The organism is Pseudacidovorax sp. NFM-22, from assembly GCF_021401245.1.
In the GTDB taxonomy this organism is placed as follows: domain Bacteria; phylum Pseudomonadota; class Gammaproteobacteria; order Burkholderiales; family Burkholderiaceae_C; genus Xenophilus.
The window spans coordinates 439,869-459,989 of sequence record NZ_JACBFY010000006.1; the positions used below are offsets into that span (position 1 = coordinate 439,869).

At 71.3% G+C, this 20,121-nt stretch carries 14 protein-coding genes; 7 read left to right on the plus strand and 7 right to left on the minus strand.

The window, feature by feature from the left end:
- Positions 1 to 229: 229 nt before the first annotated feature.
- The 5 genes from L0984_RS22435 (at position 230) to L0984_RS22455 (ending at position 10,725) form a co-directional block, all read left to right on the plus strand.
- Positions 230 to 1,942 carry an efflux RND transporter periplasmic adaptor subunit gene (locus tag L0984_RS22435; RefSeq protein ID WP_255697556.1) on the plus strand — a complete coding sequence of 571 codons (1,713 nt, stop codon included), beginning with the start codon at positions 230 to 232 and terminating at the stop codon, positions 1,940 to 1,942.
- Positions 1,939 to 5,109 (plus strand): efflux RND transporter permease subunit, encoded by a 3,171-nt coding sequence (locus L0984_RS22440; RefSeq protein ID WP_234196558.1) that lies wholly within the window; start codon positions 1,939 to 1,941, stop codon positions 5,107 to 5,109. The genes L0984_RS22435 and L0984_RS22440 overlap by 4 nt, the downstream gene beginning before the upstream one ends.
- Complete coding sequence (locus tag L0984_RS22445; protein WP_234196559.1) at positions 5,106 to 8,390, plus strand: efflux RND transporter permease subunit; 3,285 nt, start codon at positions 5,106 to 5,108, stop codon at positions 8,388 to 8,390. Before L0984_RS22440 ends, L0984_RS22445 begins: the two co-directional genes overlap by 4 nt.
- Positions 8,387 to 9,859 (plus strand): efflux transporter outer membrane subunit, encoded by a 1,473-nt coding sequence (locus tag L0984_RS22450; protein WP_234196560.1) that lies wholly within the window; start codon positions 8,387 to 8,389, stop codon positions 9,857 to 9,859. Before L0984_RS22445 ends, L0984_RS22450 begins: the two co-directional genes overlap by 4 nt.
- Before the next feature lie 161 nt (positions 9,860 to 10,020).
- Positions 10,021 to 10,725 carry an SGNH/GDSL hydrolase family protein gene (locus L0984_RS22455; protein WP_234196561.1) on the plus strand — a complete coding sequence of 235 codons (705 nt, stop codon included), beginning with the start codon at positions 10,021 to 10,023 and terminating at the stop codon, positions 10,723 to 10,725.
- A 32-nt stretch (positions 10,726 to 10,757) separates the two neighbouring features.
- On the opposite strand, the gene L0984_RS22460 is transcribed toward L0984_RS22455, so the two are convergent.
- The 6 genes from L0984_RS22460 to L0984_RS22485 all read right to left on the minus strand — a co-directional run bounded on the left by L0984_RS22460 (position 10,758) and on the right by L0984_RS22485 (position 18,341).
- Positions 10,758 to 13,919 carry an EAL domain-containing protein gene (locus tag L0984_RS22460; RefSeq protein WP_234196562.1) on the minus strand — a complete coding sequence of 1,054 codons (3,162 nt, stop codon included), beginning with the start codon at positions 13,917 to 13,919 and terminating at the stop codon, positions 10,758 to 10,760.
- A 106-nt stretch (positions 13,920 to 14,025) separates the two neighbouring features.
- A complete protein-coding gene (locus L0984_RS22465; RefSeq protein WP_234196563.1) occupies positions 14,026 to 14,745 on the minus strand; it encodes a murein hydrolase activator EnvC family protein in 720 nt (239 codons plus the stop codon).
- Positions 14,746 to 14,825: 80 nt separating this feature from the next.
- Complete coding sequence (locus L0984_RS22470; protein ID WP_234196564.1) at positions 14,826 to 16,574, minus strand: ATP-binding cassette domain-containing protein; 1,749 nt, start codon at positions 16,572 to 16,574, stop codon at positions 14,826 to 14,828.
- Positions 16,575 to 16,586: 12 nt separating this feature from the next.
- Positions 16,587 to 17,063 carry a CreA family protein gene (locus L0984_RS22475; RefSeq protein ID WP_234196565.1) on the minus strand — a complete coding sequence of 159 codons (477 nt, stop codon included), beginning with the start codon at positions 17,061 to 17,063 and terminating at the stop codon, positions 16,587 to 16,589.
- Positions 17,063 to 17,611, minus strand: a complete 549-nt coding sequence (locus L0984_RS22480) for an NUDIX hydrolase (RefSeq protein ID WP_234196566.1) — start codon at positions 17,609 to 17,611, stop codon at positions 17,063 to 17,065. The genes L0984_RS22475 and L0984_RS22480 overlap by 1 nt, the downstream gene beginning before the upstream one ends.
- Before the next feature lie 25 nt (positions 17,612 to 17,636).
- On the minus strand, positions 17,637 to 18,341 hold the full coding sequence (locus L0984_RS22485; RefSeq protein ID WP_076510541.1) for a fumarylacetoacetate hydrolase family protein: 705 nt from the start codon (positions 18,339 to 18,341) through the stop codon (positions 17,637 to 17,639).
- Positions 18,342 to 18,420: 79 nt separating this feature from the next.
- Between L0984_RS22485 and maiA the strand changes: the two genes are divergently transcribed.
- Together maiA and pgeF are read left to right on the plus strand one after the other, a co-directional pair.
- Positions 18,421 to 19,059, plus strand: coding sequence for a maleylacetoacetate isomerase (gene maiA / locus L0984_RS22490; protein WP_234196657.1), 639 nt, complete (start codon positions 18,421 to 18,423; stop codon positions 19,057 to 19,059).
- A 28-nt stretch (positions 19,060 to 19,087) separates the two neighbouring features.
- A complete protein-coding gene (gene pgeF, locus L0984_RS22495) occupies positions 19,088 to 19,840 on the plus strand; it encodes a peptidoglycan editing factor PgeF (protein ID WP_234196567.1) in 753 nt (250 codons plus the stop codon).
- Here pgeF and L0984_RS22500 read toward each other — a convergent pair.
- Positions 19,769 to 20,077, minus strand: coding sequence for a hypothetical protein (locus L0984_RS22500; RefSeq protein WP_234196568.1), 309 nt, complete (start codon positions 20,075 to 20,077; stop codon positions 19,769 to 19,771). The genes pgeF and L0984_RS22500 overlap by 72 nt on opposite strands.
- Positions 20,078 to 20,121 lie beyond the last annotated feature (44 nt).

The window sequence follows — 20,121 nt, forward strand, 5'->3', positions numbered from 1 at the left end:
GCCCGCCGCCACCGGCCTGCGATGAACGGCGCCAGCGCGGCGCGAAACGGCCGGATGGCGGCGCCAACGGCAGCCGGCTGCGCCGCACACCGCCCCACCTGAAGTCGCCCGACGGGTCGCCCACCGACAGCCGCGAGGCTTTACCGCCGCTTTACGGTCGCTCCCACATCGCAGCTACGATTTCCCGCTCTACTCGCGGCACGCCCAGCCGCACGCTTGTCACGCATCCATGGACCCTCGCCACACTCCCCCTTCCGAGACTTCGAACGCCGCAGAGCCGGTGGTGCCGCCCGCGCGGCCTCCGGGGCGGCGCAGCCGCTGGCTGGGTGGCGCGGCGGTGCTCGTGCTGGTGGCCGGCCTGGTGGGACTGGGCTGGTACCTGGTGCACCGCCCGGCGGCCGAAGGCAGCGCCGGCTTCGGTGGGCCGCCGGGCCGCGGTGGTCCTGGAGGCCCAGGGGGGCCGGGCGGTCCGGGAGGGCCAGGTGGCGCGGGCGGCGGCTTCGGCAGCGTCACCGTGGGCCATGCCGTGGTGCGCAGCATGCAGTTGCCGATCACGCTCGACGCGCTCGGCACGGTCACGCCGCTGGCGACCGTCACGCTCAAGCCGCAGGTCGGAGGCGTGCTCACCGAGGTGCTGTTCACCGAGGGCCAGACGGTGCGCAAGGGCCAGCTGCTGGCCCGCATCGATCCGCGCCCCTACCAGCAGGCGCTGGACCAGGCGCGCGGAACGCGGCTGCGCGACGAGGCGCAACTGGCCGCTGCCCGCGTCACGCTGGAGCGCTACCGCACGCTGCTCTCGCAGGACTCCATCGCCCGCCAGGACGTGGACACCCAGGCCGCCCTGGTGCGCCAGCTCGAAGGCACGGTGGTCAGCGACAAGGCCGCCGAGGCCAGTGCGCAGCTCAACCTCGACTTCACCCGCATCACTGCCCCGGTGACGGGCCGCATCGGCCTGCGTGCCGTCGACCCGGGCAACTACGTGGCGGCCAATGCGACCACGGGCGTCGCCGTCATCACGCAGATGAACCCGATCGACGTGCAGTTCTCGGTGCCGCAGGACCGCGTGCCCGAGATCCAGGCGCAGCAGGCCACCGGCGCCAGGCTGCAGGCCACGGCGCTGGACCGTACCCGCAGCGACGTGCTGGACCAGGGCCTGTTCTCCACGCTCGACAACGTGGTGGACGTCGGCACGGGCACCGTCAAGGCCAAGGCCCGCTTCGACAACACGCAGGCCAGGCTCTTCCCCAGCCAGTTCGTGAACCTGCGGCTCACGCTGCGCACGGTCGACGCGCTGGTGGTGCCGGTGACGGCAGTGCGCACCGGCCCCAACGGCCCCTATGTCTACGTGATCCGCGACGACCGGACGGTGGAGGTGCGCGCCATCAAGCGGGGCGAATCCACGCCGGACGTGATCGCCATCACCTCGGGCGTGCAGGCGGGCGAGAAGGTGGTGACCGAGGGCGGCGATCGGCTCAACGAGGGCTCGCGGGTGCAGCTGCAGGGTGAGCGGCCGACCGCCGGCCCGCGCCAGGGCAGCCAGCGTCGCCGCGGCGCCGAGGGCGTGGGCGGCCCGGCTGGCGCAGCATCGGCACCGCAGGGCGCTGCTTCCGCTCCCGCGGGTGGCGCCCCTGTACCGGCGACGGCTCCTTCCGTGCCAGGTGCCGCCGCGCCCGCGCGTGCGCCCGGTGCCAATGCTGGTGGGCCAACTTCGGCATCCGGCAGCGCCGCCCCGTCGCCCGCAGCCGCGGCGCCCACCCTGCCCACGCCCGAGCAGCGCCAGCGCATGCTCGATGCGGCCAGCGACAACCCCGAACGCCTGGCCCGCATCAAGGCCCTGCTCGACGGACTGGACAAGGGCGACCCCGAGGCCATCGAGCGCTGGCAGCGCCTGCAGCAGCGCCGCCGCGAAGGCGGTGGCGGTGGCGGCGGTGAAGGCCGATGAATCCCTCGCGTCCCTTCATCGAGCGGCCGGTCGCCACCGGGCTGCTGATGCTGGCCATCGTGCTGGCCGGCCTGGTGGGCTTGCGCTTCCTGCCGCTGGCGGCCCTGCCGCAGGTGGACTACCCGACCATCCAGGTGCAGACGCTCTACCCGGGCGCGAGTCCCGAGGTCATGAGCCGCACAGTCAGCGCGCCGCTGGAGCGCCAGTTCGGCCAGATGGCCGGCCTCAACCGCATGAGCTCCACCAGCGCGGCGGGCGTGTCGCTCGTCACGCTGCAGTTCGACCTGGACCAGACGCTGGACGTGGCCGAGCAGCAGGTGCAGGCCGCCATCAACGCGGGCGGTTCCTTCCTGCCCACCGACCTTCCCGCGCCGCCGGTCTATGCCAAGGTCAACCCGGCCGACGCGCCGATCATGACGCTGGCGGTCACGGCCGACACCCTGCCGCTGACCGAGGTGCAGAACATCGTCAACACCCGGCTGGCGCAGAAGATCAGCCAGGTCAGCGGCGTGGGCCTGGTCACGCTGGCGGGCGGCCAGCGGCCGGCCGTGCGCATCCAGGCCAACACGCAGGCGCTGGCCTCGGCCGGCATCGGGCTGGACACGCTGCGCAACGCCATCGCCGCCGCCAATGCCAATGGCGCCAAGGGCAGCTTCGACGGGCCGCAGCGGGCCTACACCATCAACGCCAATGACGCGCTGCTCACCGCGGCCGACTACAAGAAGCTGATCGTCGCCTGGAAGAACAACGCGCCGGTGCGGCTGTCGGATGTGGCGCGCGTGGTCGACGGCGCCGAGAACGCGCAACTGGGCGCCTGGGCCGGCCTCAAGGACGACCAGCCCCAGGCCAACGGGGCCGGCGACGGCTCGCTGCGCCAGTCGATCATCGTCAACGTGCAGCGCCAGCCGGGCGCCAACGTGATCTCGACCGTGGATGCGATCCGCGCCCGCCTGCCCGAGCTGCAGGCGGCCATGCCGGCCAATGTGCGGGTGGAGGTGCTGTCGGACCGCACCTCCGGCATCCGCGCCTCGGTCGAGCATGTGCAGATGGAACTCGTGCTGGCCGTGGTGCTGGTGGTGCTGGTCATCTTCCTGTTCCTGCACAGCCTGCGCGCCACGATCATCGCCAGCATCGCAGTGCCCATCTCGCTCATCGGCACGGCCGGCGTGATGTACCTGCTGGGCTATTCGCTCAATAACCTGAGCCTGATGGCCATGACCATCGCCACCGGCTTCGTGGTGGACGATGCCATCGTGATGATCGAGAACATCGCCCGCAAGCTGGAGGAGGGCGAGCCGCCCTTCAAGGCCGCGCTCGATGGTGCTTCGCAGATCGGCTTCACCATCATCTCGCTCACGGTGTCGCTGATCGCGGTGCTGATTCCGCTGCTGTTCATGCAGGACGTCGTCGGCCGGCTGTTCCGCGAATTCGCCGTCACGTTGGCCATCACCATCCTGATCTCGGCGGTGGTCTCGCTCACGCTGGTGCCCATGATGGCCGCGCGCTGGCTGGAGCCCGAATCGAAGAGCGGCGGCCGGCTGGGCCGCACGGTGCAGCGCTTCTTCGACCGCGTGATCGCCCGCTACGACGTGGGGCTGGGCTGGGTGCTGCGCCACCAGGGCCTGACGCTGGTGGTGGCCGTGGGCACGCTGGCACTCACGGCGCTGCTGTACGTGGTCATCCCCAAGGGCCTGTTCCCGACACAGGACACCGGCCAGCTCCAGGCCCGCATCGAGGCCTCGCAGGACGTGTCGTACGAGCGCATGGCCCAGCTGCAGGAGCGTGCGGCCGCCGTCGTGCTGGCCGATGCCGACGTGCAGAGCGTGAGTTCGGTGGTGGGCGTGGACGGCGCCAGCAACATGGCGCTCAACACCGGCAGCATGCTGATCAACCTGCGCCGCAGCCGCGACGCGCAGGAGGTGGTGATGAACCGGCTGACCCAGGCGGTGCGGTCGCAGGTGGCGGGCGTCCGGCTCTACCTGCAGCCGACGCAGGACCTGACCATCGACGCCGAATCCGGCCCCACCGAATTCCGTGTGGCGCTGGAGGGTTCGGACACGGCCACCGTCAACGACTGGGCGAAGAAGCTGGTGGCGCGCCTGGGCAACGAGCCGCTGGTGCGCAATGCCACCACCGACGCCGGCGCGCAGGGCCTGGCCGCCTATGTGGACATCGACCGCAACACGGCCTCGCGCCTGTCGGTCACGGCCAGCTCGGTGGACGATGCGCTCTACAGCGCCTTCGGCCAGCGCATCGTCTCCACCATCTTCACCGAGACCAACCAGTACCGCGTGATCCTGGAGGCGCAGCGCGAGGGGCTCGATTCGCCCCAGGGCCTGGGCAGCCTGCAGCTGCGCACCGGCGGCGGCACGGCCACGCCGCTGTCGGCCTTCGCCACCGTGCGCGAGCAGCCTGCGCCGCTGCAGATCACGCGGGTGGCGCAGTACCCCGCGGCCACCGTCGGCTTCGACACCGCGCCGGGCGTGGCGCTGGGCAAGTCGGTGTCGGCCATCCGCGCGGCGGCGAAGGAGATCGGCGTGCCCGCCAGCATCAACCTGCGCTTCCTGGGGGCGGCCGGGGCCTACGAGAACTCGCTCACCAGCCAGCTGTGGCTGATCCTGGCGGCGGTGGTGTGCGTGTACATCGTGCTCGGCGTGCTGTACGAGAGCTATGTGCACCCGATGACCATCCTGTCGACGCTGCCCTCGGCGGGCGTGGGCGCGCTGCTGGCGTTGATGCTCACCGGCAACGACCTGGGCGTGATCGGCATCATCGGCATCATCCTGCTCATCGGCATCGTCAAGAAGAACGCGATCATGATGATCGACTTCGCCATCGACGCCGAACGCAACGAGGGCAAGCCGCCGGAAGAAGCCATCCGCCAGGCCGCGCTGCTGCGCTTCCGGCCCATCCTGATGACGACGCTGGCGGCGCTGTTCGCGGCGGTGCCGCTGATGCTGGGACTAGGCGAGGGCGCCGAGCTGCGCCGGCCACTGGGCCTGTCGATCTTCGGCGGGCTGGTGCTGTCGCAGCTGCTCACGCTCTTCACGACGCCGGTGATCTACCTGGCCTTCGATCGCCTCGGCCGGCGCTTCTCGCGCCGACGCCGTGGCGAGGATGACGGCGACGGTGGCACCACGGCCCCCGCACCGGAGGCCCGCGCGTGAACCTGTCGCGCCCCTTCGTGCTGCGGCCGGTGGCCACGGTGCTGCTGACCCTGGGCATTGCGCTGGCGGGCATCCTGGCCTTCTTCAAGCTGCCGGTGTCGCCACTGCCCAAGGTGGATTTCCCGGTCATCAGCGTCAGCGCCAGCATTGCCGGCGCCAGCCCCGACACCATGGCCAGCAGCGTGGCCACGCCGCTGGAGCGGCGGCTGGGCGTGATCCCGGGCGTGAACGAGCTGACCTCGACCAGCTCGGTGGGCTCCACGCGCATCACGCTGCAGTTCGACCTGGACCGTGACATCGATTCGGCCGCGCGCGAGGTGCAGGCCGCCATCAACGCGGCCCGTGTCGACCTGCCGGCCACCCTGCGCAGCAATCCGACCTACCGCAAGGCCAACCCGGCCGCGGCGCCGGTCATGATCATCGCGCTCACCTCCAAGACGCGCACGCCCGGGCAGATCTACGACACCGTCTCCAACATCGTGAGCCAGCGCCTTTCGCAGGTCGAAGGCGTGGGCGACGTGGAGATCGGCGGCGGCTCGCTGCCGGCCGTGCGCGTGGAGCTGGAGCCCTTCAGCCTCAACCGCCTGGGCATCAGCACCGAGGACGTGCGCGCGGCCATCCAGGCCAACAACGCCAACCGGCCCAAGGGGGTGATCGAGAGCGAGGACCGGCGGCTGCAGATCTACACGCCGTCCCCGGGCCTGCGCGCGGCCGACTACCGCGACCTGGTGATCGCCTGGCGCAACAACGCGGCCGTGCGCCTGAAGGACGTGGCCGAGGTCATCGACAGCGTCGAGAACACGCGCACCCTGGGCCTGTTCAACGGCCAGCCGGCCATCGTGGTGCTGCTGCGCGCCCAGGCCGACGCCAACGTGATCGAGACGGTGGACGCGGTGCGCGCGCTCATCCCCTCGCTCAAGGCCCAGCTGCCGCAGGACATCGAGGTGCAGGTGGCCTCGGACCGCACCGCCTCCATCCGCGCGGCGCTGCACGAGGTCGAGTTCACGCTGATGATCTCGGTCGCGCTGGTGGTGCTGGTGGTGGGCCTCTTCCTGCGCCGGGCGCGGGCCACCATCATCCCGACGGTGGCCACGGTGGTGTCGCTGCTGGGCACCTTCGGCGTGATGTACCTGCTGGGCTTCTCGCTCAACAACCTGAGCCTGATGGCGCTTACGGTGGCCACCGGCTTCGTGGTGGACGACGCCATCGTGGTGCTGGAGAACACGCAGCGCCACATCGAGAACGGCATGGGCCGATTGCAGGCGGCGCTGCAGGGCGCGCGCGAGGTGGGCTTCACCGTGCTGTCCATCAGCCTGTCGCTGGTGGCGGTGTTCATCCCGCTGCTGTTCATGGGCGGGCAGGTCGGTCGGCTGTTCCACGAGTTCGCGGTGACGCTGTCGGTGGCGGTGCTGATCTCGCTGGTGATCTCGCTCACCACCACGCCCATGATGTGCGCGGCCCTGCTGCGGGCGGAGGGCTGGTACCAGCGCCGCCCGCCCGGGCCGCTGGGCCGCCGCTGGGCGCCGGTGAGCGCTTGGCTGGGCCGCCAGGGCGACCGTCTGTGGGGCGGCATCCTGCGTGGCTACGCCCGCAGCCTGGACTGGGCGCTGGCCAGCAAGACCATCGTGGTGATCTCGCTGCTGGCGGTGATCGGACTGAACGTCTACCTGTTCGTCCATGTGCCCAAGGGCTACTTCCCGCAGCAGGACAACGGGCAGATCAACGCCGGCCTGCGGGCCGACCAGAGCATCTCGTCCGTCGCGCTGTCGGCCAAGCTCAAGCAGGCGGTGGACATCATCAAGGCCGACCCCGCGGTGGACACGGTGGTGGGCTTCACCGGCGGCACGCGCGCGGGCGGCGGCTTCATGTTCGTCAACCTGAAGCCGCTGGCCGAACGGGGCGTCAAGACTCAGGTGGTGATCGACCGGCTGCGGCCGCAGCTCAACCAGCTCACGGGCCTGCGGGTGTTCCTGGGGCCGGTGCAGGAGCTGCGCATGGGCGGGCGCTCCAGCAACTCCACCTACCAGTACACGCTGCGCGCCGACAACATCACCGACCTGCGGGCCGCCTCGGCCAAGCTGGCCGCGCGCATGGCCGAGCTGCCGCAACTGGCCGACGTCGACGGCGAGAGCTCCAACGACAACGGTGTCGAGACCTTCCTGTCGGTGGACCGCGACGCGGCCGCCCGGCTGGGCGTCGATACCACGGCGATCAACAGCGCGCTCTACGACGCCTACGGCCAGCGCTCGGTGGCCACCATCTACAACGACCTGAACCAGTACTCGGTCATCATGGAATGGGCGCCGCGCTTCCAGACCTCGCCGCTGGCGCTGAAGGACCTGTACGTGCCTTCCACGCTCAGCAGCGTGACCAATGCCGACGGCAGCACGGGCAGCACCTCGCTGCAGGCCAACACCGACAGCAGCACCGGCACCTCGACCACCACTTCGGCCAACCCGGGCCAGCGCGGTGCCTCCACCGGGCAGGCGCTGGCCACCAGCACCACGACGCTGGTGCCGCTGTCGGCCTTCGCCACGCTCAAGGAGCGGGCGGTGCCCAGTTCCATCAGCCACGAGGACACTGAGCTGTCGAGCACCATCTCCTTCAACCTGCCCGACGGCGTGACGCTGCAGGAGGCGCAGGCCGCGATCAAGCAGGCCGAGAACGACGTGGCCCTGCCCATCAACGTGCGCGGCAGCTTCGGCGGCACGGCGCGTGCGGCGCAGCAGAGCGGCAACCAGCAGGCGCTGCTGATCGTGGCCGCCATCGTGGTGATCTACATCGTGCTGGGCATCCTGTACGAGAGCCTGATCCATCCGGTGACGGTGCTCACCACGCTGCCTTCGGCCGGCGTGGGCGCGGTGCTGGCGCTGCTGATGCTGCGCATGGACCTGTCGATCATGGCGCTGATCGGGCTCTTCCTGCTGATCGGCATCGTCAAGAAGAACGCCATCATGATCATCGACTTCGCGCTGGAGGCGCAGCGCCAGCGCGGCCTCACGGCCACCGAGGCGGTGCGCGAGGCCAGCCTGCTGCGGCTGCGGCCCATCCTCATGACCACGCTGGCCGCCATGCTGGGCGCGCTGCCGCTGGCCATCGGCTTCGGCGTGGGCTCGGAACTGCGCCAGCCCCTGGGCGTGACCATCATCGGCGGCCTCGTGGCGAGCCAGTTGCTCACGCTGCTCACCGTGCCCGTCATCTATGTGCTGATGGACCGCCTGCGTCCCGGCGGCGGGCGCGTGCCGCCCATCGGCATCCACGAACACGCTTCCATCCGATGAAGACCCGCCTCGCTCCTTCCGCCTTCCTCGCGCGCCGGCAGCTGCTGCTGTCGGCGCCGGCAGCCGTCCTGCTGGCCGGCTGCGCCGTGGGACCGCGCTATGCGCCGCCGGCCGATGTCGCCCCCACGGCCTTCAAGGAGGCGCCGGCCGTGGCCGGCTGGTTGCCCGCCGCGCCGGGCGACACGCTGGACAAGGGACCATGGTGGAAGCGCTTCGACGACCCCCAGCTCGATGCGCTGGCCGAGCGCGTGCAGGTGAACAACCAGAACATCGCCGTGGCCGTGGCCGCCTACAGCCAGGCCCAGGCGCTGGTGCGTGAGCAGCGCGCTTCGCTGCTGCCGTCGCTCACGGCCAGCGGCAGCGGCCGCCGCAGCGGGCCCGTCCGGAGCAACAGCGGCACGTCGCCGTCCAACAGCTTCTCGGCCGGGCTGACGGCGAGCTGGGACGCCGACCTCTGGGGCCGCCTGCGCCTGTCGGTGGAAAGCGCCAGTGCCAGCGCGCAGGCCAGCCAGGCCGACCTGGCGGCGGCCCGGCTGTCGGCCCTGGGCGCGCTGGCCACCAACTACCTGCAGCTGCGCGCGACGGATGCCGAGATCGCGCTGCTGGACCGCACGCTCGAAGGCTACGAGCGCTCGCTGACCATCACACGCAACCGCTACCAGGCAGGCATCGCGGCGCAGACCGATGTGCTGCAGGCACAGACCCAGCTGGTCAGCGCGCGTTCGGACCGGGCAGGCCTGGTGCGCGACCGGGCCGTGCTGGAGCATGCGATCGCCGTGCTGGTGGGCGTGGCGCCCGCCGACTTCCGCATCGCGCCGCAGGCCGACTGGCTGCCGGTGGTGCCCGCGGTGCCGCTGAGCCTGCCGGCCGAACTGCTGCAGCGCCGGCCCGACATCGCGGCGGCCGAACGCGCGATGGCGCGGGCCAATGCGCAGATCGGCATCGCGCGCAGCGCCTACTTTCCCAGCCTCAATCTCACGGCCTCGGTCACGGGCAGTGCGAGTCGGGTGGGCGACCTGTTCAATGCCTCGAACCTGCTGTGGGCGCTGGGCCTCTCGGCCGCGCAGACGGTGTTCGATGGCGGCGCCATCGCGGCCCAGGTGGATGCGGCCGGTGCCACCTACCAGGGCGCGGTGGCCAGCTACCGGCAGACGGTGCTCACCGCCTTCCAGGCCGTGGAGGACCAGCTGAGCAATGCTGCCGCGCAGGCCGAGCAGGCCGTGCTGCTGCGCCAGGCCTCGGAAGCCGCGGACCTGACGGAGCAGCAGATCCTCAACCGCTACCGCGCCGGCCAGGTGAACTACACCGACGTGGTCACGGCCCAGGCCTCGGCCCTGAGTGCCCGGCGCAGCCTGCTCAATGCGCAGCTGTCGCGTCAGGCCTCGGCCGTGGCGCTGATCCAGGCGCTGGGTGGGGGCTGGGAGGCCGACTGGCTGCGGCCACCGGCCGCTGTGTCCGCGCCCCGCTGACGGTCCGCCCTCGCACGCTCCGCCGTGCGGCCCGGTGCGTGGCGACCTCCCAGATCGCTCCGCATTCGCTTTCCAGAATCGCCCTCCGCATCCCTCGGTCGGCCGGGCGCGGGCATGCGGGCGCCGGCGTGGGGCCGTGCGATTCATCCGGGAACAGGGCAATGAACGATTCGACCGCCAGCCGGCTGCGGCCGGCGCGCAGGCTGCCGTGGCTGATGCTGGCGCTCACCCTTGCAGGCTGCGCGCCCAGCCGCGTCGCGTGGCGCAATGCATCGCCGCAGGACGAGGAGCAATGGCGCCGCCAGCAGAAGCTGCAGCAGCAGCCCGACTGCAGCGTCGCGCTGTGGGGCGATTCGATCCTGCACGGGGCGCACAACGGCGCCCATCGCCTGGCCGAGCCGCCGGCCGCCATCCTCCAGCGGCTGCGGCCGCTCTATGTCGTGGAGGACAACTCGGTGCCGGGCGACAGCGCCTATGCGCGCCAGCCCCAGTTCGCCCGGCTCACGCTGAGGGCCCGCATCGTGGTTCTGCAGTACGGCATCAACGACGCCGGCCACCGCTATCCCTATGAGCCGTCCTTCCGGGCGATGGTGGCGCATGTGAAGGCCGAGGGGCGCACGCCGCTCATCACCGGCCTGTCGCGGGTGATCGGGGGCATGGCCGGCCGCGACGAGAACGATGCCATCGCCCGCCGCATCGCCGCCGACACCGGCAGCGTGTTCGCCGATTGGGGCGAGGTGCGCTTCGATCCGGCCGACATGGCCGACGGCGTGCACCCGGGGCCGCGCTATGCCGAGCGGCTGACGGCGCAGCTGGCGAAGGCGCTGGACCGCGTGGCGCCCGAGTGCGCCGCGTCCGGGGCCTGAGCGCGCCGCTCACCCCGCGGCGTGCCAGGCGCTCAGGCTGCCGCCAGCTCCACCGGCCGCTGGCTGCGCAGCCAGCGCTCCAGTTCGGCCGGTGGCATCGGCCGGCCGAAGTGGAAGCCCTGCAGCTCGTCGCAGCGCGCGGCATGCAGCATCTGCGCATGCTCGGGCCGCTCCACGCCTTCGGCCACCACCCGCAGGCCCAGCGTGTGGCCCAGGCCGATGATGGCCCGCGCAATGGCCAGTTGTGCCGGGTCCTCCAGCATCTGCTGCACGAAGGAGCGGTCGATCTTGAGCTTGTCGATGGGGAAGCGGTTGAGGTAGTTGAGGTTCGAGTAGCCCGTGCCGAAGTCGTCGATGGACAGCGTCAGCCCCAGCGCCTTGAGGGCATGCAGCTGGGCCATGGTCTCCTCAGCCGTCTCCATCAGCGTGGACTCGGTCAGCTCCACCTCCAGGTGGGCGGGGTTGACCTGGTGGCGGGCCAGTGCCGTGCGCAGCACCTCGGGCACGCCGCTGGTGCGCAGTTGCACCGCCGACATGTTGAGCGAGACGGTCAGCTCGCCCAGCCCCGAGCGGCGCCAGGCATCGTGCTGGGCGCAGGCCTGCTGGATCACCCAGTCGCCCAGCGCCACGATCTGGCCGCTTTCCTCGGCGATGGGGATGAACTCGGCCGGCGGCACGGCGCCCAGCTCGGGACTGTGCCAGCGCAGCAGCGCCTCCACGCCGATGGTGCGGCCGGTGTCCGCCTCGATGCGCGGCTGGTAGGCCAGCCACAGCTCGCCGCGTTCGATGGCGTGGCGCAGGCAGGACTCCACCTGCTGGCGCTGCTGGGCCCGGGCATTCATGGCCGGCGTGAAGAAGCGAGCGGTGTCGCGGCCACTGGACTTGCTGTCGTACATCGCCATGTCGGCATGCCGCATCAGCGTGTCGATGTCGGCCCCGTCCTCCGGGTACATCGCCATGCCCACGCTGCACGACACGTACAGGCGCGAGCCGTGCACCTCGTGCGGCTCGCGCACGGCGGGCAGGATGCGCTGCTCCACCACCGCAGCCAGATCGTCGCTGCCGCGCACGCCGTCGAGGATGACCATGAACTCGTCGCCGCCCAGGCGGCTGACGGTGTCCACGGGCCGCACCGAGTCGGCGAAGCGCTGCGCCACCGAGCGCAACAGTGCATCGCCCACATGGTGGCCCAGCGAATCGTTGATGTTCTTGAAGCGGTCCAGGTCGATGAAGAGCACGCCCACGCCGCGGCCGGCGGACTGCGCCCGGTCGATGGCCTCGCGCAGCCGCTCGGCACACAGGGAGCGGTTGGGCAGGCCGGTGAGCACGTCGTGCAGCGCCAGGTAGCGGATGCGCTCCTCGCTGCGCTTGCGGTCGCTGATGTCGATGGAGGTGAAGATGTAGTGCGAGATGCGGTCCGGCCCGTCGCGCACCACGCTGGCCACGATCCAGGCCGGGTAGGCATGGCCGTCGCGGCGGCGCATCAGCACCTCGCCCTGCCAGGCGCCGCGCTTGTCCAGCGCCGGCCACAGCGTGCGCAGGTGGGCGCCGTCGTCGGCCAGCAGCAGGGCCGGGCTCTGGCCGACCAGGTCGGCCAGGTCGTGCCCGGTGCCGCGGCACAGCGCGTTGTTCACGGTGATGATGTCGTGCTCGGCATTGATGATCAGGATGCCTTCGGACGAGGCCTCGAACACCTTGGCCCACAGCTTGAGCCGCTGCTCCATGTGCTTGAGCTGGTTGATCGGCGTGAAGGCGGTGAGCATCGCCTCCTGGCCCTGGTAGTGGATCAGCCGGGCCGACAGCACCGCCCAGCCGGGCGCGCCGCCGCCCTGCCAGCGCACCTCGAATTCGTCCACGGCGCGGCGGTCGGCCAGCTGCTGGAAGAAGCGGGCGCGCACGCCGGGCTCCAGCCCCTGGGCCCACGGATCCTGCGAGCGGCCGCCCAGCCAGGCCTGCGCCGGCGCATTGGCGTTGAGCACCTCGTGGCCCGGAATGGCCGTGACCATCAGCGGGATCGGGATCGATTCGACCAGCTCGCGCTGGGCATCCGCCGCCCGTGCCGAGGCCGCTAGCTCCTGCTGGATGCGGCGCTCGCGGTCGAGCTGGGCCAGCATGTCGTTGAAGCCCACCACCAGGCGGCCGATCTCGTCGTTGCTGTGCCAGCTGGCGCGCAGCGTGTGGTCGCCGGTGCGGCGCACCGTGTCCACCACGTCCGACAGGCGGCGCAGCGGCTTGGAGATCTGCCGCGCCACATAGAACACCGCGCTCAGGATCAAGAGCAGCAGGAACAGCGCCGTGCCCAGGTGCAGCCACATGCGGGTGAAGAAGCCGTGTTCGCGCACGGCGAGCAGCGTGCTCATCTCGCGGCTGGTGGCGCTCCAGGCCTCGTCCAGCCGGGCGAACAGCGCCTGCTGGGCGGGGTCGAAGGCGGCCAGCGGTGCGCTGTCCTGCTCCTGGGCCGCGCGGGCAGCGCGGCGGAAGTCCTCGATGGCGGCCAGCAGCCGGCCGCGGGAAGCATCCAGCGCGCCGGCCAGCGGACCCCGCGCGGCGGCGAAGGCCTCGCCGTAGTCGCTGCGGATGGCGGCGGCCACGGTGTCGAGCCGGCCCTCCAGGATGAAGAAGCGCGTGTTCGATTCCGTCCGCTCCAGGGGCGTGCGGGTCTGGCGGTGGGCGACGAGCTGGCTGCGCATGGCCGCGCCCAGCTCCATCAGCTCCGGAAAGCGCAGGAGCAGCAGCGACATGGTGTAGTAGCTGTCCAGGTCCGGATCGAGGATCAGGTTGGACTGGTTGCCCACGCGCGTGACCAGCGCCCGGCCGCTCTCCAGCGCCTCCCGGGCCGCCGCGTCGCGCTCGGGCTGCGGCGCCCGCCTCCAGGCCTGCGCATCCTGGCGGAAGTGGCGGCTGGCCTCGGCGCTTTGCATGCCTTCGCCCCAGTGCCGCTCGACGCGCGCCAGCGTGGCGTCGTCGGCCGCCCGCGCGCCCTGCCAGCCGGCCAGCGCCATGAGGGTGGGTCGCACGCCGTCGATGTAGGCCGTGCCCGCGGCTTCCTTGCGGCCGAAATCGATGGCGATGAACTTCTCGTTGATCAGGATGCCGCTGATGAAGATCACCGCCGTGAGGTCCAGCAGGTAGATCACCAGGAGCTTGCGGCCGACGCTGAGCCGTCCGAGGCGGCGCGAAAGAAAGTTCAACATGAGGGATGCTTTGGACACAATTTCTTGCAAATTGCGTGCCGCGGCCTTGCCCCATGCTGGTGCATCGCCGACGCCCGGTTGCACCACCGGGCACCCGAGGGAGGTGTCAGCGCGACATGTACAGCTGCGGATCGACCGCCACACCCTGGCGTCGGATCTCGAAGTGCAGGCGGCTTTCTTCGCCCGCATCGCCGTCGTCGATCTCGGCGATCACCTCGCCCTGGCGGACCATCTGCTGCTCGCGCACGCGGATGTTGCGCACATGGGCATAGGCGCTGATCACCTGGCCGCCGTGTTCCACGATCACCGTGCGGCCGTAACCTGCCAGCTCGGTGCCGACGAAGGCCACCTTGCCGTCGGCGGCCACGGCCACCGGATCGCCGGCATGGCCGGCGATGTCGACGCCCTTGTTCTGTTCGCCATCGAAGGCCTGGAGCACGGCGCCGGGTGCTGGCGCGGCAAAGCGCGGCATCTCGCCGGGCGTGGCGCTCAGGGCGGCAGCGCCGGCCGCGGCCGGGGCGGCGCGGCGGGCGACCGAACGGCCCTTCTTGCCGGGGGCTGGTCGGCCCCGCGCGCTCGTCCCGCGGGTGGCCTGCGCGGGTTTGGCCCGCCCGGCGCTGCGTGCCGGCGCGGCCTGTCTGGACTTGGAGGCGGCCGGCTTGGAAGCGGCGGGTTTCGAGGATTTGGCCGGCGTGTGGCTGGCCGGGGCGGCCATGGCAAGGCTGGCCGCGAGCATCAGGCTGCCGCCCAGCAGGGCGGCCCAGCCCGCCGACAGCGGGCGCGGCGGCCGCGGGCGGCGGCGCAGCAATGAAATGGGATTGAACATGGGGCGCTTGGAGCGATTGGCGGGCCGAGGGTTCAGCGTCGCGCGGTTCGGGAGCGTGCGGAACGCATGCCGGGATGTTCTCAGGCCGAGGCGCCGGCGACCTGCGCCGCGAGCGTCGGGTGGCGGGCCAGCACGGCCTCGCGCGGGCCGGCGTCCGCCACCCGCCCGGCCTCCATCAGCACGACGGTGTCGAAGCGGCCGAGCAGGGCGAGCCGGTGGATGGAGGCGACCACGCAGGCCTGCGGAAAGGCGGCGGAGAGGCGGTCGAGCACCTGGGCCTCGGTGGCGGCGTCGAGGGCGCTGGTGGGCTCGTCCAGCAGCAGCAGGGAGCTGCCGGCCGCGGCCAGCGCGCCGCGCGCCAGGGCCAGGCGCTGCCGCTGGCCACCGGAAAGGTTGAAGCCGCGCTCGGTGAGCGGGCTGTCCAGGCCTTGTGGCAGGCGCGCCAGCACCTCATCGAAGGCGCTGGCCGCGGCGGCGGCCTGCAGCTCGGCCTCAGGCCGGGCGTCGCCGAAGTCCAGGTTCTCGCGCACGCTGGCCTCGAAGACCTCGGCCTCCTGCGGAATCAGGGTGGCCATCTGGCGCAGGCTGGCCCAATCGGCCGGGCGGCCGTCCAGCAGCAGCGACCCCGCCTGGGGCGCGTACAGCCCGGCCAGCACGCGCAGCAGCGTGCTCTTGCCGCCGCCGCTCGGGCCCACCAGCGCCACCCGGCTGCCGCGCCGCAACTGCAGGTCGATGCCCTGCAGGCCATGGCCGCGGCTGCCGTCGGCATAGCGCCACTGCATCGCCTCCAGCGAAAGCGTCGCCCAGGCGGCTTGCGCATCCACCGGCGGCACGGGCTGCGACGGGTCGCCCGGGGCGTCCCAGATCGGCGCGGCGCTGCCCCAGTCGGTGTGCATGCGCGCAAAGCTCTGGAAGTTGGCCGCCATCGAGCCCACCACCGACGCCGCCTGCTGTGCGTACTGGTAGATCATGAACACGGTACCCAGCATCACCGGCTGGCCGGGCACCCGGTTCTGCCAAACGTATTCCATGACCAGCGCCCAGGTCAGGCCCAGGCCCAGCAGGTCGACGGTGAACCACTTGCCCTCGTTGACCACCACCGCCCGCTTGAGCGGCGCCGACACCGCGCCCATGCGCCGGCCGAGCAGCCGGCGCGAAGCCGCCTGCAGCCGCAGGCCGATCACCGTGCCGGCATTGCCGATGAAGTCGAACAGCGCCGCGGCATAGCGCCGGTCGGCGTCGTTCTCGGCGCGGGCCAGCTGCATCAGCGTGCGGTCGAAGCGCACGATGACGAACGCGATGGCGACGAAGCCCACCAATGCGATCAGCCCGCTCGCCGGCGCCAGCAGCGCCAGGGCCACCAGCGGCCCGACGAAGCTGAAGGCGTTCTGCACGTAGACGAACTGGTTCTGCGTGAAGTCCGACAACGCGCGGCTGGCCTGGTGCACGCGGTGCTGCAGCTCGCCGGAATGGTGGCCGTCGCGCCAGACCAGCGGCGCGGCCGCGATGCGGGCATAGAGCTGGTCCGCCACCCGTTCGCGCACGCGCAGGCCCACGTTGCGCTCCAGCACGCGGCCGGGGCCGTGCAGCATCCACGAGACGAGGTAGATGGCCAGCAGCAGCAGGATCCAGCGGCCCGAGCCGGCGATGTCGCCGCGCTGCAGCGTGTCGATGGCGCGGCCGGCCAGCCAGGGCAGGGTCAGGCGGATGAGCTGCGAGGCCGAGATGAGCGTGGTCGCGCCCACCAGGTGCGTGCGCACGCCCTCGGCATGGCGCCAGAGCGCCCGGTAGAGCTCGCGGACGGCGCGGGCGGGGGACGACGTCGCCATCGCCGCGCGGCCTCACTTCATCGGAATGAGCGTGCCACGGTCCACCGGCACGGCGGTGACCGCATTGGTGGGCGAGCCGTTGATCAGCTTGTCGGAGTAGGTGAGGTAGACCAGCGTGTTGCGCTTGGCATCGACCATGCGCACCACGCGCAACCGCTTGAACAGGATCGACTGCCGCTCGCTGTAGACCTCTTCCTGCTGCGGCAGCGGCTGGGCGATGGCGATGGGGCCGACCTGGCGGCAGGCGATGGAGGCCTCGGCCTTGTCCTCGGCCAGACCCACGGCGCCCGACAGGCCGCCGGTGCGGGCGCGCGACACATAGCAGGTCACGCCCGTGACCTTGGGGTCGTCATAGGCCTCGACCACCACCTTGTGGTCCGGGCCGATGAGCTTGAAGGCGGTGCTGACTTCGCCGACCTTGGTGTTCTGGGCGTGGGCCAGGCCGGCACCGGCCAACAGCAGCAGGGGCAGGAGCAGCGGTGCGCGCATCACTGGATGTCCAGGGTGTGGAACTGGAAGCGGCCGGCGCGCCGGTCCTCGAAGAAGCAGCGCAGCGCCTCGCGCACGGTGCGGAAGGCGATCTCGTCCCAGGGGATCTCGTCTTCCTCGAACAGGCGCGCCTCGATGGTCTCGTGGCCCGGGTCGAAGCGCTCGCTCTGCAGCTCGGCCAGGTAGAACAGGTGCACCTGGCCGACGCGCATCACGTTCATGAGGGCGAAGAGCTCGCCCATCTTGAACTGGGCCCCGGCCTCTTCGACCGTCTCGCGGGCGGCGCCGTCGGCGGTGGTTTCGCCCAGCTCCATGAAGCCGGCCGGCAGCGTCCACTTGCCCCAGCGCGGCTCGATGTTGCGCTTGCACAGCAGCACGCGCGTGCCCAGCACCGGCACCGTGCCCACCACGTTCAGCGGGTTCTCGTAGTGGATGGTGCCGCAGGCCGGGCAGACGGCGCGCTCGCGCGTGTCGCCGTCGTCGGGCACGCGGTAGACCACCGCGGTGCCGCAGGCCTTGCAGTGCCGGATGCGGGGGCGTTCGAACATGGGGCGGCGGCTCCTCGGTGGTCGGTCAGCCGATGCGCACCGACAGGCGCGGCAGGCCGGCCACCTCGCCTTCGAGCAGATCGCCCTGCACGACGGCGGCCACGCCTTCGGGCGTGCCGGTGTAGATCAGGTCGCCGGGCTGCAGCTCCCAGGCGGCCGACAGGTGCTCGATGGTTTCGGCGATGTTCCAGATCAGCTGGCTCACGTTGCTGCGCTGGCGGTCGGCGCCATTGACCTGCAGCGAGATGGCCGCCTTCTCGATGTCGCCGGCCTCGGCCTTGGGCACGATCGGGCCGATGGGCGCGCTCTGCTCGAAGCTCTTGCCGATGTCCCAGGGGCGGCCCTGCTTCTTCATGTCGTTCTGCAGGTCGCGGCGGGTCATGTCCAGGCCCACGGCGTAGCCGAAGATGTGCTTGTGGGCATCGGCCGCGGCGATGTTCTTGCCGCCGGTGCCGATGGCCACCACCAGCTCGATTTCGTGATGCAGGTTCTTGGTCAGCGTGGGGTAAGCCGCGGTGCCGGTGGTGCCGGCATCGACCACCACGGCCGCATCGGCCGGCTTCATGAAGAAGAAGGGCGGTTCGCGGCCGGTGAAGCCCATCTCCTTGGCATGCTCCTCGTAGTTGCGACCGACGCAGTAGATGCGATGGATCGGGAAGCGCGCGGCGCTGCCCGCCACGGGAACCGACACCACCGGTGCCGGCGCAAAGACGAAATCCTGGGAAGCCATGGAGACTGCTCTTGGGAGGGTTGGGGAAGGGAAGGGCGAGTGTGCCAGAGGCGGCGCCGTCGTATGCTCGGCGACCATGATCAAGCTGCACAACTACTTTCGCTCCTCGGCCTCCTTCCGCGTGCGCATCGCCCTGCAGCTCAAGGGCCTGGCCTACGACTACGTGCCGGTGCACATCGCCCGCGGCGACCACAAGACCGCGCCGTACGCGCAGATCTCGGCCGACCAGCTGGTGCCGCTGCTGGAGACCGACGACGGCCAGCGCTTTTCGCAGTCCATGGCGATCATCGAGTACCTGGACGAGCTGCATCCCGAGCCGGCCCTGCTGCCGCGCGACGCGGCCGCCCGCGCCCATGTGCGCGCGCTGGCGCAGTCCATCGCCTGCGAGATCCATCCGCTGAACAACCTGCGCGTGCTCAAGTACCTGGTGCGCGATCTCAAGGTGAGCGAAGAGGCCAAGAACGACTGGTACCGCCACTGGGTGCGCGACGGGCTGGTGGCCTTCGAGCGCCAGCTGGCCGCCTCGCCCGAAGGCCGCTTCTGCTGGGGCGACACGCCCACGCTGGCCGACTGCTGCCTGGTGCCGCAGATCTTCAACGCCCGCCGCTTCGACAGCGACCTGTCGGGCCTGCCGCGCACCATGGCGGCGTACGACGCCTGCATGGAACTGCCGGCCTTCCAGGCGGCGCAGCCTTCGCAGTGTCCCGACGCGGAATGAGTCCGGCAGCCCAGGCCGGAGTGCGGGCATGCAACTGATCTGCCCAGACTGGCCGGCGCCGCCTGGCGTGCATGCCCTGTGCACCACGCGCGACGGCGGCGTTTCCGGCAGCGCGCAGGGTGGCGGCTGGGCGGGCCTGAACCTGGGCACGCATGTGGGCGACGACCCGGCGGCGGTGGCCGAGAACCGCGCCCGGCTGGCCAAGGCCGCGGGTGTGCGTCCCGTCTACCTGCAGCAGGTGCATGGCACGGCCTGCGCGCCGCTCGACGCGGCAAGCCCGGACGGTCTCGAAGCCGATGCCTGCACGACCGCCGAGACCGGCATCGCCTGCACGATCATGGTGGCCGACTGCCTTCCGGTGCTGCTGTGCGATGCGACGGGCCGGCGGGTGGCCGCCGCCCATTGCGGCTGGCGCGGCCTGGCCGCGGGCGTGCTCGACAGCGCCTGCGCTGCCTTCGATGCCGACAGCGAGTTGATGGCCTGGCTCGGGCCCTGCATCGGCCCGACGGCCTTCGAGGTGGGGCCCGAGGTGCGCGCGGCCTTCCTGGCGTGCGACGACGGCGCGCATGCCTGCTTCGTGCCGGGCGCCGCCGAGGGCAAATGGCTGGCCGACCTGCCAGCCTTGGCGCGCCGTCGCCTGGCCGCGCTGGGCGTGAGGAAGGTGCATGGCAACGACGGCAGCGCCGCCTGGTGCACCGTCGGCAATCCCTCAGTCTTCTTTTCGTACCGGCGCGACGGGCGCGTCAGCGGGCGCTTCGCCGCCCTGGTCTGGCGCGACTGAGCCCGTCGGCTCCGGCGCAGGTTGGTCTGAGCCGTCCTCGGCCGCCTCGCGTGCACGCCGAGCCCGACGCCGCGCTGGCGTGGACAGGATGTAGCCCACGATGCCCATGGGCAGCAGCCCGTACAGCACGAAGGTGACGATCGCGCCGAGCAGGCTGCCATTGGTGTTCGTGGCTTCGGCCACGGCCATCATCACGGCCACGTAGAGCCAGGCGATCACGATGAGATGAAGGAACACGGGGCGGCTTTAGAGGTAGGCTTTCCGGGGGAAGAAGGGTCTCG